Genomic DNA, 14055 nt, shown 5'->3' with positions numbered 1-14055 from the left:
TCATAAAAAAAGGCTGGATAGATATCCAGCCGATAATGAAGGAAAAAGCGCGAACCCGCTTCAGGAATTCACGTAATAGTTCGGATCGTGCAGATCGGTTAATAAATCACGCCCCGCAGGTTGCCATCCCAGCGTCCTGCGCGTCTGTTCACTTGCGGCCGACATCTCCATGCCGGCGAAGCCAGCAAACCAGCCAAAATGCGACGCCTCGCGCGGCTCTGCGGGCACCCCGAGCATCTTGCCGATTGCGATGGCAATCTCACGCATCGCGATACCCTCTTCCGCCACCGCATGATACACCAGTTGCGTCACACCGCTCTCCAGCGCCAGCCGGTAGACCGTTGCCGCGTCATTGCGGTGTACCGCCGCCCAACGGTTGCTCCCGTCCTCCTGCCAGGCAGAGACCCCACTCTGTTTCGCGAGCGCAATCAGGAAAGGAACAAAGCCACGATCCCCCACACCATGTACCGTTGGCGCCAGCCGTACGCAGGCTGCCTTTACACCCTGTTGTGCCAGCGCCAGTGCGGCCTGTTCTGAGCGGCGCAGGTAATCCGGCCCGCTGGCGGGCGCGTCCTCTTCTGTCGCCGGGCGTCCCGCTACCAGCCGCGCAAGGCCGGACGTTACCAACAAGGGACGCGAACTTCCGCGCAGCGCATCACCCATCACGGTAATGGCGCGCTCATCCTGAGCGCAATTTTCTGCAAAGCGGGAGAAATCATGATTAAACGCGGTATGGATCACCGCATCGGCCTTTGCCGCTGCATCAAATAGCAGCTGGCTGTCATCAAGCGTGCCATAAACCGCCTTTCCCCCTGCGGCGATAAACGCCCGGGCTTTCTCCTCATTACGTGCCAGGCCGCTCACCTGATGGCCTGCGGCTAATAACACCTCTGCTACTTTTGCGCCGACCCACCCGGTCGCGCCCGTCAGAAAAACATGCATCTGTGTCTCCTTATGTTGACTCGCGCCGCTATCCTGCTGAATATCCGCGATGGGGAAAAGTAGTGAGATTATCGTGGTATAAGGACTAACAGGATGCAGAGCGCAAAAGATCTGGGCAGTTATCTGAAGTCCCGCCGGGCGCAGCTCGACCCGCAGACACTGGGTTTTCACACCGCACGCCGCCGTACGCCAGGGCTGAGGCGTGAAGAGGTTGCACATTTAGCCTGTATCAGCGCGACCTGGTACACCTGGCTTGAACAGGGTCGCGGCGGGATGCCCTCAGAAGAGGTACTGGAGCGGATTTGCCAGGCGCTTTGCCTGAGCGAGCGTGAGCGCGAGTATGTGTTCCATCTGGCACTGGGGCGAGCACCGGGCGTGGCGTATGCGCCAGCCGCAGCGGTCTCCGGCCGGTTACAGAAAGTGCTGGAGAGTATGCCCTACAGCCCGGCGATGATCCGCAATGCTAGTTGGGATGTGCTTGCCTGGAACGCTGCTGCCACGGCGGTGCTGGCCGATTACGCCACCCTTCCCGCGCAGGAGCGCAACATCCTGCGCCGCATCTTTCTTAACCCACAGACGCGTGCTTCGCAGGCCGACTGGCAGGGTCTGACGCGCTTTCTGGTCGCGGCGTTCCGCGCAGAAACGACCCGGGCGGGTGCGTCACTTGAAGTCCAGCCGCTGGTCGATGAATTGAGCGCGGCGTCGCCGGAGTTTGCCCGGCTGTGGCAAACCAATGATGTCGAGGTGATGGGCGAAGGCACAAAAGTGATTTTCCACGCCAGTGCAGGTCGGCTCTCGCTGGAGTACTCCAGTTTTTCCGTTGAAGGACAGCCCGATTTGACGCTGGTGGTCTATAGCCCCTCGGGCGAGGAAGATGCGGATAAAATACGCTTGCTGTTACAGCAGAAGAGATAAAAAAGCGCCGAAACCGGCGCTTTTTAACGTAACCGTCCGCGTGCCAGGTTGAGCCTTGTGCTGCTCACCTGTAACGCATTCTGGCTGACATGACAGTGGGTAATGGCGATCGCCAGCGCATCGGCGGCATCTGCCTGCGGGTTAGCGGGGAGTTTCAGCAGCGTGCGCACCATGTGCTGCACCTGGCTCTTCTCCGCGCTACCAATGCCGACCACCGTCTGCTTAACCTGACGGGCGGCATACTCAAAGACCGGTAAGTCCTGATTGACGGCGGCGACAATCGCCACGCCGCGCGCCTGCCCCAGTTTCAGCGCCGAGTCGGCGTTTTTCGCCATAAACACCTGTTCGATAGCAAAAAAGTCCGGCTGAAACTGAGTGATGATCTCCGACACGCCCGCGTAAATCAGCTTCAGGCGCGACGGCAGATCGTCAACTTTCGTGCGGATACAGCCGCTGCCAAGGTAGGTCAGCTGGCGGCCTGTCTGGCGAATCACACCATAACCGGTGATACGTGAACCCGGGTCGATCCCGAGAATAATCGCCATTATTTCTCTCCGCTTAACGCAATAATCCTGATGATGCCAAACACTCAAAACAGTTCGCAGGAAGCCGGCTACTCAGTGCTTTCCCGGCCACACAGGTTAACCTTGTGACCGGGGCGCGAGGCGAGCCAACGCCCTGCGGGCTGTAAGCTGCCAGCGATTACAGGGTTGCTGCCACTTCGTCGGAGATCTCACCGTTGTGGTAAACCTCCTGCACATCGTCGCAATCTTCCAGCATATCGATCAGGCGCAGCAGTTTCGGCGCGGTTTCCGCATCCATATCGGCTTTGGTGGAGGGGATCATCGACACTTCAGCGTTGTCCGCTTTCAGACCGGCGGCTTCCAGCGCATCGCGCACGGCACCCATCTCTTCCCAGGCAGTGTAAACGTCAATCGCACCGTCGTCGTAGGTCACAACGTCTTCAGCACCCGCTTCCAGCGCTGCTTCCATAATGGTGTCTTCGTCGCCCGCTTCGAAAGAGATCACCCCTTTCTTGCTGAACAGGTAGGCCACCGAGCCGTCGGTACCCAGGTTGCCGCCGCACTTGCTGAAGGCGTGACGCACTTCAGCAACGGTACGGTTACGGTTGTCACTCAGACACTCGACCATCACCGCGGTGCCGCCAGGGCCGTAACCTTCATAAATAATGGTTTCCATGTTCGCGTCGTCATCGCCGCCGACGCCGCGTGCGATGGCGCGGTTCAGGGTGTCACGGGTCATGTTGTTGGAGAGCGCTTTATCGACCGCTGCGCGCAGACGCGGGTTAGAAGCGATGTCGCCGCCGCCCAGACGTGCTGCTGTTACCAGCTCACGAATAATTTTGGTGAAGATCTTACCGCGTTTGGCATCCTGTGCCGCTTTGCGGTGTTTGGTGTTGGCCCATTTACTGTGACCTGCCATAAAAAATTCTCCAGAAAAAACCGCCGTTCAGGCGGCGTTAATAACAAATTCTTCAATCGCCTGCCGGTTGCTCCACGACTTGGTCAATGCCGCCGCAGCGGGCGCATCGAGCCAGCGGTACGCCAGATGTTCGGTAAACACAATCGGGCATTCGTGGGGCAGCGCTAAACAAAACCAGGATTCGGTGTTGTGTGTCACACCCGGCGCGTAGCGATGACGTAAATGACTAAAAATTTCAAATTCCACCGTGCGCTGGCAGTCAATCAGACGATGCGGCGCTGCGCCGACATCGATATTGACCTCTTCCATGACTTCGCGCGCGGCGGCCTGCAACGCGCTTTCACCCGGCTCCAGGCTGCCGGTAACCGACTGCCAGAACTCGGGATCGTCGCGTCGCTGCAACATCAGCACCCGTTTTGTCTCTTCGGCATAAATCACCACCAGCACAGAAACGGGATGCTTAAAGGACATCTTATTTATTCTCCGGCGTCTCTTTTTTGATAACAGAGATACCGAGTTCCGCCAGCGCGGTCGGATTGCCAAAGCTCGGCGCTTCGGTCATCAGGCAGGCCGCAGCCGTGGTTTTCGGGAATGCGATAACATCACGGATGTTGTCGGTGCCGGTCAGCAGCATGGTCAGGCGGTCAAGACCAAACGCCAGGCCCGCGTGCGGCGGCGTGCCATATTTCAGGGCGTCAAGCAGGAAGCCGAACTTCTCGCGCTGCTCCTGCTCATTGATACCAAGAATGCCAAACACCGTCTGCTGCATTTCGCCGTTATGAATACGTACGGAACCGCCGCCCACTTCGTAGCCGTTGATAACCATATCGTAGGCGTTAGCGATCGCCGTTTCCGGTGCCGCTTTCAGCTCAGCCGGGCTCATGTCGCGCGGCGCGGTGAACGGGTGGTGCATCGCCGTCAGGCCGCCTTCGCCGTCATCTTCAAACATCGGGAAGTCGATAACCCACAGCGGCGCCCATTTGTTTTCGTCGGTCAGGCTCAGGTCTTTACCCAGCTTCAGACGCAGCGCGCCCAGCGCATCGGCAACCACTTTCTTGTTGTCAGCGCCGAAGAAGATCATGTCGCCATCCTGCGCGCCGGTGCGCGACAGAATTTCGCTCACGATCTCAGCGTTGAGGAATTTCGCGACCGGGCTGGTGATGCCCTCAAGGCCTTTCGCCGCTTCGTTAACTTTGATGTAGGCCAGCCCTTTCGCGCCGTAAATTTCGACGAACTTGCCGTAGTCATCAATCTGCTTACGGCTAAGCTGCGCGCCGCCCGGCACACGCAGTGCGGCAACGCGGCCTTTGGCATCGTTGGCCGGGCCTGAGAAGACTTTGAACTCAACCGCTTTCAGCAGGTCGGCAACGTCCACCAGCTCCATCGGGTTACGCAGATCCGGTTTATCGGAGCCGTAACGACGCTCGGCCTCGGCAAAGGTCATGATCGGGAACTCACCGAGATCGACGCCTTTCACTTCCTGCCACAGCTGGCGAACCAGCGCTTCCATCACTTCACGCACCTGCGGTGCGGTCATAAAGGAGGTTTCCACATCGATCTGGGTAAATTCCGGCTGGCGGTCAGCGCGCAGATCTTCATCGCGGAAGCATTTGACGATCTGGTAGTAACGGTCGAAGCCGGACATCATCAGCAGCTGTTTGAAAAGCTGTGGGGACTGCGGCAGCGCGTAGAATTTGCCTTTATGCACGCGGCTCGGCACCAGGTAATCGCGCGCGCCTTCCGGCGTCGCTTTGGTCAGCATCGGCGTTTCGATGTCGAGGAAACCGTGGTCATCCATAAAGCGGCGCACGAAGCTGGTGATTTTCGCACGGGTCTTCAGGCGCTGCGCCATCTCAGGGCGGCGCAGGTCGAGGTAGCGGTACTTCAGGCGCGCTTCTTCGGTGTTGACGTGGTTAGAATCGAGCGGCAGCGCGTCGGCGCGGTTGATGATGGTCAGTTCGGTGGCGAAAACTTCCACTTCACCGGTGGCCATCTCTTTGTTGGCATTTTTGCCTTCGCGGGCGCGGACAGTACCGGTAATTTGAATGCAGAACTCATTACGCAGTTCAGAGGCGAGCTGGAACGCATCCTGACGGTCCGGGTCGAAAAACACCTGCACGATGCCTTCGCGATCGCGCATATCGATAAAGATAAGGCTACCGAGGTCACGACGGCGGTTGACCCACCCACAAAGCGTTACTTGCTGTCCGACATGGGTCTGATTGAGCTGCCCGCAATATACTGTACGCATGAGATATCCCTTAATTAGCTGCGCATCACCCACCACCTGCGGCGCAGGCGCGCTGGGGGCAGCTATTTTCGTATGTCACATCTGGATGAAAAAAGGGGGTTATTATACTGGAAATAATGACCCACGATAAGCCCGCTACCGACTGTACGCACGTTTGCTGCGCGCTTATTGCGCATTCTCACAAAATTTAACAAAAATTGTAAACCCGGCGCGCGGAAAGAGCGCGTAAGGTAACGCCCCAACGCGATTATTTTTTTCAGGAGTGAACATGCTGGAACTCAACACAGCGAAAACGGCACTGGTGGTTATCGATCTTCAGGAAGGCATTCTGCCCTTTGCCGGCGGCCCACACACTGCGCAGGACGTCGTAGCGCGCTCGGCGCGGCTGGCCGGGAAGTTTCGTGCTAACGGCGCGCCGGTGGTGCTGGTGCGTGTCGGCTGGTCGGCGGATTTTGCCGAAGCGCTGAAACAGCCGGTGGATGCCGAGATGGGCGGTCACGGCCTGCCGGAAAACTGGTGGGATTACCCGGCAGCGCTTGGCAAACAGGCGAGCGATATTGAGGTAACAAAACGCCAGTGGGGCGCTTTCTATGGCACCGATCTGGAAATGCAACTGCGCCGTCGCGGTATCGACACCATCGTGCTGTGCGGCATTTCGACCAATATCGGCGTCGAATCCACCGCCCGCAACGCCTGGGAGATGGGCTTTTCACTGGTCATCGCCGAAGACGCTTGCAGCGCCGCCGATGCCGAACAGCATCAGGGCAGCATGAAAAACATCTTCCCGCGTATCGGTCGCGTGCGCAGCAGCGAGGAGATTATCGCCGCATTATGATCTATATCGGCCTGCCGCAGTGGTCGCATCCGAAATGGATGCGCCTTGGGATCACCTCCCTTGAGGAGTATGCCCGTCACTTCAATTGTGTCGAGGGCAACACCACGCTCTATGCGCTACCGAAAGCGGAGATTGTCGCGCGCTGGCACGATCAGACCAGCGATGATTTCCGCTTCTGCTTTAAGTTTCCCGCTACCATCTCCCATCAGGCGGCGCTGCGTAACTGTGATGATCTCACCCACGAATTTTTTAGCCGCATGTCGCCGCTCGCAGGCAGGATTGGGCAGTACTGGCTCCAGTTGCCAGCGACCTTTGGCCCGCGCGATCTCCCTGCGCTGTGGGCTTTTCTTGATGCGCTGCCCGCAGGCTTTACTTACGGTGTCGAGGTGCGACACCCCGCCTTCTTTGAAAAAGGCGAAGAGGAGAAAGCCCTAAACCAGGGGCTGCACGCCCGTAAAGTTAACCGCGTGATGCTCGACAGCCGCCCGGTGCACAGCGCGAAACCACACAGCGAAGCGGTGCGCGAAGCCCAGCGCAAGAAGCCGAAAGTGCCGGTGCACGCGCTGGTCACCGCCGCGCATCCGATGGTGCGCTTTATCGGCAGTGACGATATGGCGCAGAACCGCGAACTCTTCGCCGTCTGGTTAAACAAACTACCCATCTGGGAGCAGACCACCACGCCCTATCTGTTTCTGCACACGCCTGATATTGCCCATGCTCCCGAGCTGGTCGAGACGCTGTGGCAGGATCTTCGCACTGCGATGCCGATCGTCGGTGAAGCCCCCTCCCTGCCGTTACAATCTTCTCTTTTTTAAGCGCAGCACCTATCATTGACGAGCCATCGCCGTAACCTTAAAGGGAGTTTGTATGGTAAGCGCGTTGTATGCCGTGCTGGGTGCGTTATTACTGGTTAAATTTGCTTCTGATGTGATTCGTCTGCGTATGCAGTACCGTGTGAGCTTTGGCGACGGCGGGTTTAGTGAGTTGCAGAACGCGATACGTATTCACGGCAACGCCGTTGAGTACATTCCCATTGCCATGATCCTGCTGCTGTTTATGGAGATGAACGGTGCGCAAAACTGGATGGTACATCTCTGCGGCATCATGCTTATTATTGGCCGCCTGATGCACTATTACGGTTTGCATCACCGGCTGGCCTACTGGCGGCGTTACGGGATGGGCGCAACGCTCTGCTCCCTGTTGCTGATGGTGCTGGCGAATGTGTGGTATATGCCCTGGGAGTTGGTTTTCTCCCTGCGTTAGCGCACAATACGCCCCTTTGTTTTCCCGGATATTTACACTATGTCTCACCGCGACACGCTTTTTTCCGCGCCTATCGCCCGCCTCGGCGACTGGACCTTCGATGAACGGGTAGCTGAAGTCTTCCCGGATATGATCCAGCGTTCCGTTCCGGGTTACTCCAATATTATTTCGATGATCGGCATGCTGGCGGAGCGCTTCGTGCAGCCCGGCACGCAAGTTTACGATCTCGGCTGCTCGCTGGGCGCCGCCACGCTCTCGGTGCGCCGCAATATTCATCATGAAAACTGCAAAATTATTGCCGTCGACAACTCGCCTGCGATGGTTGAACGCTGCCGCCGTCATATTGATGCCTATAAAGCGCCAACGCCGGTTGAGGTGATTGAGGGCGATATTCGCGATATCGAGATTAACAACGCCTCGCTGGTGGTACTTAACTTCACCCTGCAATTTCTCGAACCCGACGACCGTCTGAAGCTGTTGCAAAAAGTTTACCAGGGGCTGAACCCGGGCGGCGCACTGGTGCTGTCGGAGAAATTCAGTTTTGAAGATCACACCGTCGGCGAACTGCTGTTCAACATGCACCACGACTTTAAACGCGCCAACGGTTACAGCGAGCTGGAGATTAGCCAGAAGCGCAGCATGCTGGAAAATGTGATGCTGACGGACTCCGTTGAGGCCCACAAAGCGCGCCTGCGCACCGCGGGTTTTGAGCACAGCGAATTGTGGTTCCAGTGCTTTAACTTCGGTTCACTGGTGGCACTGAAGGCGGTGCAGTCATGATCGAGTTTGGCCGTTTCTATCAGCAGATCGCCACCGGGCCCCTCGCCCACTGGCTGGAGACCTTACCAGCGCAAATCGCCGCCTGGCAACGCGAGACTCTGCACGGGCAGTTCAAGCAGTGGAACAACGCCGTGGAATTCCTGCCCAGCCTGACGCCGGACTCGATCGATTTCGTCAATGGCGTCACCGCACGTAGCGCCGAACCGTTAAGCGCCGGGCAGTTAAAGGGGATGGAGACGCTGCTGCGTAACCTGATGCCGTGGCGTAAAGGGCCGTTTTCACTCTACGGTCTTGATATCGACACCGAATGGCGCTCGGACTGGAAGTGGGATCGCGTTCTGCCGCATCTTTCTGACCTGCGTGGACGCACTATTCTGGATGTCGGCTGCGGCAGCGGGTATCACCTGTGGCGCATGATTGGCGCGGGAGCGCAGCTGGCGGTCGGTATCGACCCCACTCAGCTTTTCCTCTGCCAGTTTGAAGCGGTGCGCAAGTTGTTAGGCGACGATCGACGCGCGCATCTGCTGCCGCTCGGTATTGAGCAACTGCCTGCGCTGAATGCCTTCGACACGGTCTTTTCCATGGGCGTGCTCTACCATCGCCGCTCGCCGCTGGAGCATCTCTGGCAGTTGAAAGATCAGCTGGTTAAAGAGGGTGAGCTGGTGCTGGAAACGCTGGTGGTGGAAGGCGATGAAAACACCGTGCTGGTGCCGGGCGACCGCTACGCGCAGATGCGCAACGTCTACTTTATCCCCTCCGCGCTGGCGCTGAAAAACTGGCTGGAGAAGTGTGGTTTTGTCGATGTGCGCATCGTCGATGCCAACGTGACAAGCTGCGATGAGCAGCGCCGCACGTCATGGATGGTGACCGAATCGCTGGCCGACTTCCTTGACCCCAAAGACCGCACAAAAACGGTGGAAGGCTACCCCGCGCCGCTGCGCGCGGTGCTCATTGCCCGTAAACCGTAGACAAAAAAAGGCCCCTGTTAATGGCAGGGGCCTGGTACAAGCAAGCATCACATTGGGCGACATGATGCGGCGGTAAAAACGGTTACTGGCGGTAGTGAACAATCAGCGCTTTCATCTCTGCGACGGCCTCTTTGTCGACACCGTAGCGGGCATATTCATCAGCGCTCGCATCGGATGACATCGATAATCCGCTATTGCGATAGCGCATCGGCGACGCCGTCCAGCGTCCTGCCGAGCTATGCACCTCTTTCACTCCGGCGCGAAGAAACAGTTCAAGGTTGTCAGGACGCACACCTGCGCCAGCCATAATGATTGGAACACCGGGAAGTGCATTTAGTTCCGTAATAAGTGAAACTCCTTTTTCCGCCGTCGCCTGCTGCCCGGACGTCAGGATGCGCGCCACGCCTGATTGTGCCAATATTTCAACGGCCTGGTGCGGATTGGCGCACATATCGAAGGCGCGATGAAATGTCACCGCCATCCCCTCTGCGGCGCGCATTATCTGCGCCATTCTCGCCACATCGACTTCACCGTCCTCATTGAGTACGCCAGTCACCACGCCCGGAAAGCCAAGCTCGCGCACCCGCGCGATATCTGCCAGCAGCACGCGAAACTCATCGTCGCGATAGCAAAAATCGCCGCCGCGTGGTCTCACAATCGGGTGAACGGGAATGGTCACCGCCTCACGCACCGCCTGCAACGCGCCGAAGGATGGGGTCAGGCCGCCCTCTTTCGGTGCGGCGCAAAACTCAATACGATCGGCGCCGTGCTGCCCGGCGATAAGCGCATCCTCAACGCTGTAACAGCAGATCTCCAGTAATGTCATCACGTCTCCTTTTCCTCTTATCACCCGCGCAGAGTGGCCTCACCTCGTGCCTTTACTGCTCGCTGGCAACAATCGCTTCAATGCTCCACGGGTGAAACTTCACCGTCACTTTGCCATCCGTCACCGCCAGCGTCGGGTTGGGCAGCCGCTCGCGCTCGCCTTTTGGCGCGCTGGTTTTAACCGCGATCCCCGGCTGGCTCAGCCCTTCATCACCCAACAGCGCCAGCGCCCGGGCATTCAGCGTTTCCACCTCGCCCTGCAGGACGATTTCAATGTGCTCCCACCCCTCATGGGGATAGCGCTTCTCACCCGGCCAGGGCAGCTCCACCACGCTGAACTGCCAGTGCTCAACGCAGACCGGCTCGTGCAGCTTGAACAGGCAGATGGGGCGGCCATTGATGATATTTTCCGACAGCAGTTCACCGCACTGCTCAAACCCGCGCCGCCAGCGCTCCGCCGTGGCGTTCTGATGGCAACGCAGGGAGATATGGTCGGCATCTAAGGGTGCGATAGAGAGCCCAAGACGGGAAGTGAAATTTTGCAGATCCGTGGTAAAACGCGGCAGATCTTCCACGATATCCTGCAACTCTTCGATAGTTTGCCAATGGCGCATAACAGTGCTCGCAACTCATAACAAAGCGCATAATCTACCGTGTTATGCGGTGCTGACGCCACCGGGCATTTGCAGTATACTCCCGCCTTTCATAAACACCCGGACGCCGCCCTCTTTCGCGGCGTCGCAAATGTAAGGTATCCCGGTGAATATTCAGGCACTTCTCTCAGAAAAAGTCAGTCAGGCCATGATTGCGGCAGGCGCCCCCGCAGAGTGCGAAGCGCAGGTCCGGCAGTCAGCTAAAGTTCAGTTCGGCGACTATCAGGCTAACGGCGTGATGGCAGTTGCCAAAAAACTGGGTATGGCCCCGCGACAACTCGCTGAGCAAGTTCTGACTCACCTCTCCCTTGATGGCATCGCCCACAAAGTGGAGATCGCGGGTCCTGGTTTTATCAATATCTTCCTCGCGCCGGAGTTTCTCGCTGAAAACGTTGACCAGGCGCTGAAATCCGATCGCCTTGGGGTCTCTGTTCCGCAGCCGCAGACCATTGTGGTGGACTACTCCGCGCCGAACGTGGCGAAAGAGATGCACGTTGGCCACCTGCGCTCCACCATCATCGGCGATGCCGCCGTGCGCACCCTTGAGTTCCTCGGTCACAATGTGATCCGCGCGAACCATGTCGGCGACTGGGGTACCCAGTTCGGCATGCTGATCGCCTTCCTTGAGCTTAAGCAGCAGGAGAACGCGGGTGAAATGGCGTTGGCGGACCTGGAAGGATTCTACCGCGAAGCGAAAAAACACTACGACGAAGATGCCGCCTTTGCCGAGCGCGCGCGCAGCTACGTGGTTAAGCTGCAGGGTGGCGATGAGTATTGCCGTGAAATGTGGCGCAAGCTGGTCGATATCACCATGAGCCAGAACCAGCAGGCCTATGAGCGCCTGAACGTTACCCTGACACGTAAAGATGTGATGGGTGAAAGCCTCTACAACCCGATGCTGCCGGGCATCGTCGCCGATCTGAAAGCCAAAGGGCTGGCAGTTGAGAGCGAAGGCGCCACCGTGGTCTTCCTCGACGAATACAAAAATAAAGAGGGCGAACCGATGGGCGTCATCATCCAGAAGAAGGATGGCGGCTACCTCTACACCACCACGGATATCGCCTGCGCCAGGTACCGTTATGAAACCCTGCATGCCGATCGCGTGCTCTACTACATCGACTCCCGCCAGCACCAGCATCTGATGCAGGCATGGACCATCGTGCGTAAAGCGGGCTATGTGCCGGAGTCGGTACCGCTGGAGCACCACATGTTCGGCATGATGCTGGGCAAAGATGGCAAGCCGTTTAAAACCCGCGCGGGCGGGACGGTGAAACTCTCCGATCTGCTGGACGAAGCGCTGGAGCGCGCCCGTCGCCTGGTGGCGGAGAAGAACCCGGAGATGCCTGCGGACGAGCTGGAGAAGCTGGCGAATGCTGTTGGTATTGGCGCGGTGAAATATGCCGACCTGTCGAAAAACCGCACCACCGATTACGTCTTCGACTGGGACAATATGCTGGCGTTTGAGGGTAACACCGCGCCGTATATGCAGTACGCCTACACCCGCGTGCTGTCGGTGTTCCGCAAAGCGGGCATTGAGGAGCAGGTGCTGGAAAACGCGCAGGTGGCGATCCGCGAAGAGCGTGAAGCGCAGCTGGCCGCGCGTCTGCTGCAGTTTGAAGAGACCCTGAGCGTGGTTGCCCGTGAAGGCACGCCGCACGTGATGTGCGCTTATCTCTATGATGTCGCTGGTCTCTTCTCTGGCTTTTACGAGCACTGCCCGATCCTCACCGCCGAAAGCGATGAGATTCGCCTCAGCCGCCTGAAGCTGGCGCTGCTGACGTCGAAAACCCTGAAGCTGGGTCTGGAGACGCTGGGCATCGAAACCGTCGAGCGTATGTAATTGCCATGCCGTTGCCTGATGGCGCTTCGCTTATCAGGCCTACGATTTATCCGGCCAATATGAACGCGTAGGCCGGATAAGGCGTTAGCCGCCATCCGGCATCAGGTTGCGCAGAGTGGCTGGCGAAAGATAACATCTCCAACGCTATCCCAATAAAAAACCCCGGCTTGCCGGGGTTTTCTTTTTCATCACACTCAAAAATATTTGCGTAGATACTCGGTCAAACAGAGCATCGCCATCGCCTGGCCATAGGGCATGGAGGTTAATGGGATCTGACGATAAAACTCGAGATCGCTGCCCATCCCTGTGCCGAATGAGACCTGCAACAACTCACCTTCCGGTGAGATATTTTCGACAATCGCCTTCACCGCCCGCTCCGCAACCGGCGCATAATCGGCGCTGATATAACGCTTGCGCAGCGCCTTCAGCATGCCATAGGCAAACCCGGCGGTGGCGGAGGCTTCCAGATAGGAGTCGGGATCGTCCAGCAGCGTATGCCACAGGCCGCTCTGATGCTGGCATTTCGCCAGCGCCGCTATCTGCGCATTCAGCACCTGTACCAGATAACGGCGCACCGCGTTGTTTTCCGGCAGATCCACCAGCTCGAGAAAATCAGGGATGACAATTGTCAGCCAGCTGTTGCCCCGCGCCCAGCGCGCTTTCGCGAAGTTGTGCATCCCCTCATAGTTCCAGCCGTGGAACCACAGCCCCGTTTCGCGATCCATCAGATTCTGCACATGCAGCAGGAACTGGTAGACCGCCTCTTCCACATACTCCGGTTTGTTGAGCAATTTGCCGATCTTCGCCAGTGGCAGCACCGTCATCATCAGCGTGTCGTCCCACATCTGCTGGTGGTTCTCTTCCGCCAGCGTGATGTGCTGCATGCCGCCGTGATCGGTGCGCGGCATCTCACTCATCGCCCACTCTGCCCAACTCTCCAGCCAGGGTAGAAACGCCGGGTTGCGCGTCTCTTCATAGCGGTACGCCAGCGTCAGGAACGGTGCCATGGTATTGACGTTTTTAGTGGTTGCCCCCTCGGCAAAGCGATCGGCAAACCAGCTATCAATCACGCCAAGAATGTACTCATCGCCGGTCTGGCGATAATACTGATACATCCCGTACAGCCCGACGCCGTGGGTCCACTCCCATCCGGCCCAGCCTTTAGTGTCAATCACACGACCATCGTCGAGACGGAGTAAAAATTCGCCGCTATCATCGTGAATGTTGACGAGATTGTGCGTCACCTTGCGGATCAACGCTTTCAGTTCATCACGGGCGATAAAACGCTCTGGCTGACGCAGTAAGGGGCTCTGTTTGACAGGCCAAACCTTCATAGTATT

The 14055-nt window shown here is 58.0% G+C and carries 15 protein-coding genes; 7 read left to right on the top strand and 8 right to left on the bottom strand.

Annotated features, from left to right (window positions below; all coding sequences use genetic code 11):
* Window positions 1-60: 60 nt before the first annotated feature.
* A complete protein-coding gene (locus IAE50_RS09035) occupies window positions 61-942 on the bottom strand; it encodes an SDR family oxidoreductase (protein ID WP_200580085.1) in 882 nt (293 codons plus the stop codon).
* Window positions 943-1035: 93 nt separating this feature from the next.
* Here IAE50_RS09035 and IAE50_RS09030 point away from each other — a divergent pair, with 93 nt between their 5' ends.
* Window positions 1036-1857, top strand: a complete 822-nt coding sequence (locus IAE50_RS09030; protein WP_200580084.1) for a helix-turn-helix transcriptional regulator — start codon at window positions 1036-1038, stop codon at window positions 1855-1857.
* A 23-nt stretch (window positions 1858-1880) separates the two neighbouring features.
* Here the strand turns inward: IAE50_RS09030 and ruvC are convergent, their stop codons facing one another.
* The 4 genes from ruvC to aspS all read right to left on the bottom strand — a co-directional run bounded on the left by ruvC (window position 1881) and on the right by aspS (window position 5551).
* Window positions 1881-2402, bottom strand: a complete 522-nt coding sequence (ruvC, locus tag IAE50_RS09025) for a crossover junction endodeoxyribonuclease RuvC (protein WP_023480016.1) — start codon at window positions 2400-2402, stop codon at window positions 1881-1883.
* A gap of 157 nt (window positions 2403-2559) precedes the next feature.
* Window positions 2560-3300 carry a YebC/PmpR family DNA-binding transcriptional regulator gene (locus IAE50_RS09020; RefSeq protein WP_023480072.1) on the bottom strand — a complete coding sequence of 247 codons (741 nt, stop codon included), beginning with the start codon at window positions 3298-3300 and terminating at the stop codon, window positions 2560-2562.
* 27 nt (window positions 3301-3327) lie between these two features.
* Window positions 3328-3771 carry a dihydroneopterin triphosphate diphosphatase gene (gene nudB / locus IAE50_RS09015; RefSeq protein ID WP_042714264.1) on the bottom strand — a complete coding sequence of 148 codons (444 nt, stop codon included), beginning with the start codon at window positions 3769-3771 and terminating at the stop codon, window positions 3328-3330.
* Between the two features lies 1 nt (window position 3772).
* Entirely contained in the window at window positions 3773-5551 is a 1779-nt protein-coding gene (gene aspS / locus IAE50_RS09010) for an aspartate--tRNA ligase (protein ID WP_200580083.1), read from the bottom strand.
* Window positions 5552-5819: 268 nt separating this feature from the next.
* Between aspS and IAE50_RS09005 the strand changes: the two genes are divergently transcribed.
* Genes IAE50_RS09005 through cmoB form a run of 5 tightly spaced genes read left to right on the top strand, consistent with a single transcriptional unit; the run spans window position 5820 to window position 9397 of the window.
* Entirely contained in the window at window positions 5820-6386 is a 567-nt protein-coding gene (locus tag IAE50_RS09005; RefSeq protein ID WP_200580082.1) for a hydrolase, read from the top strand.
* Window positions 6383-7201, top strand: coding sequence for a DUF72 domain-containing protein (locus IAE50_RS09000; RefSeq protein ID WP_200580081.1), 819 nt, complete (start codon window positions 6383-6385; stop codon window positions 7199-7201). The genes IAE50_RS09005 and IAE50_RS09000 overlap by 4 nt, the downstream gene beginning before the upstream one ends.
* Window positions 7202-7253: 52 nt before the next feature.
* Window positions 7254-7649: an MAPEG family protein gene (locus tag IAE50_RS08995; RefSeq protein ID WP_200580080.1), complete on the top strand. Its 396-nt coding sequence runs from the start codon at window positions 7254-7256 to the stop codon at window positions 7647-7649.
* A 39-nt stretch (window positions 7650-7688) separates the two neighbouring features.
* The gene (gene cmoA, locus IAE50_RS08990; protein ID WP_094420738.1) at window positions 7689-8429 is read left to right on the top strand and encodes a carboxy-S-adenosyl-L-methionine synthase CmoA; all 741 of its coding nucleotides are present in this window, start codon (window positions 7689-7691) and stop codon (window positions 8427-8429) included.
* A complete protein-coding gene (gene cmoB / locus IAE50_RS08985) occupies window positions 8426-9397 on the top strand; it encodes a tRNA 5-methoxyuridine(34)/uridine 5-oxyacetic acid(34) synthase CmoB (protein ID WP_200580079.1) in 972 nt (323 codons plus the stop codon). Before cmoA ends, cmoB begins: the two co-directional genes overlap by 4 nt.
* An 82-nt stretch (window positions 9398-9479) precedes the next feature.
* Here cmoB and cutC read toward each other — a convergent pair whose 3' ends face one another.
* Together cutC and IAE50_RS08975 are read right to left on the bottom strand one after the other, a co-directional pair.
* Window positions 9480-10223 (bottom strand): copper homeostasis protein CutC, encoded by a 744-nt coding sequence (cutC, locus tag IAE50_RS08980; RefSeq protein WP_200580078.1) that lies wholly within the window; start codon window positions 10221-10223, stop codon window positions 9480-9482.
* Window positions 10224-10275: 52 nt separating this feature from the next.
* A complete protein-coding gene (locus tag IAE50_RS08975) occupies window positions 10276-10836 on the bottom strand; it encodes a VOC family protein (RefSeq protein WP_200133665.1) in 561 nt (186 codons plus the stop codon).
* 145 nt (window positions 10837-10981) lie between these two features.
* Between IAE50_RS08975 and argS the strand changes: the two genes are divergently transcribed.
* The gene (argS, locus tag IAE50_RS08970; protein WP_200580077.1) at window positions 10982-12715 is read left to right on the top strand and encodes an arginine--tRNA ligase; all 1734 of its coding nucleotides are present in this window, start codon (window positions 10982-10984) and stop codon (window positions 12713-12715) included.
* A 194-nt stretch (window positions 12716-12909) separates the two neighbouring features.
* On the opposite strand, the gene IAE50_RS08965 is transcribed toward argS, so the two are convergent.
* A complete protein-coding gene (locus tag IAE50_RS08965) occupies window positions 12910-14049 on the bottom strand; it encodes a glycoside hydrolase family 105 protein (RefSeq protein ID WP_042711805.1) in 1140 nt (379 codons plus the stop codon).
* Window positions 14050-14055: the final 6 nt, after the last annotated feature.

This window comes from Kosakonia sp. S42, from assembly GCF_016624785.1.
GTDB lineage: Bacteria > Pseudomonadota > Gammaproteobacteria > Enterobacterales > Enterobacteriaceae > Kosakonia > Kosakonia cowanii.
This window is presented reverse-complemented; position numbering and strand designations above follow the sequence as displayed.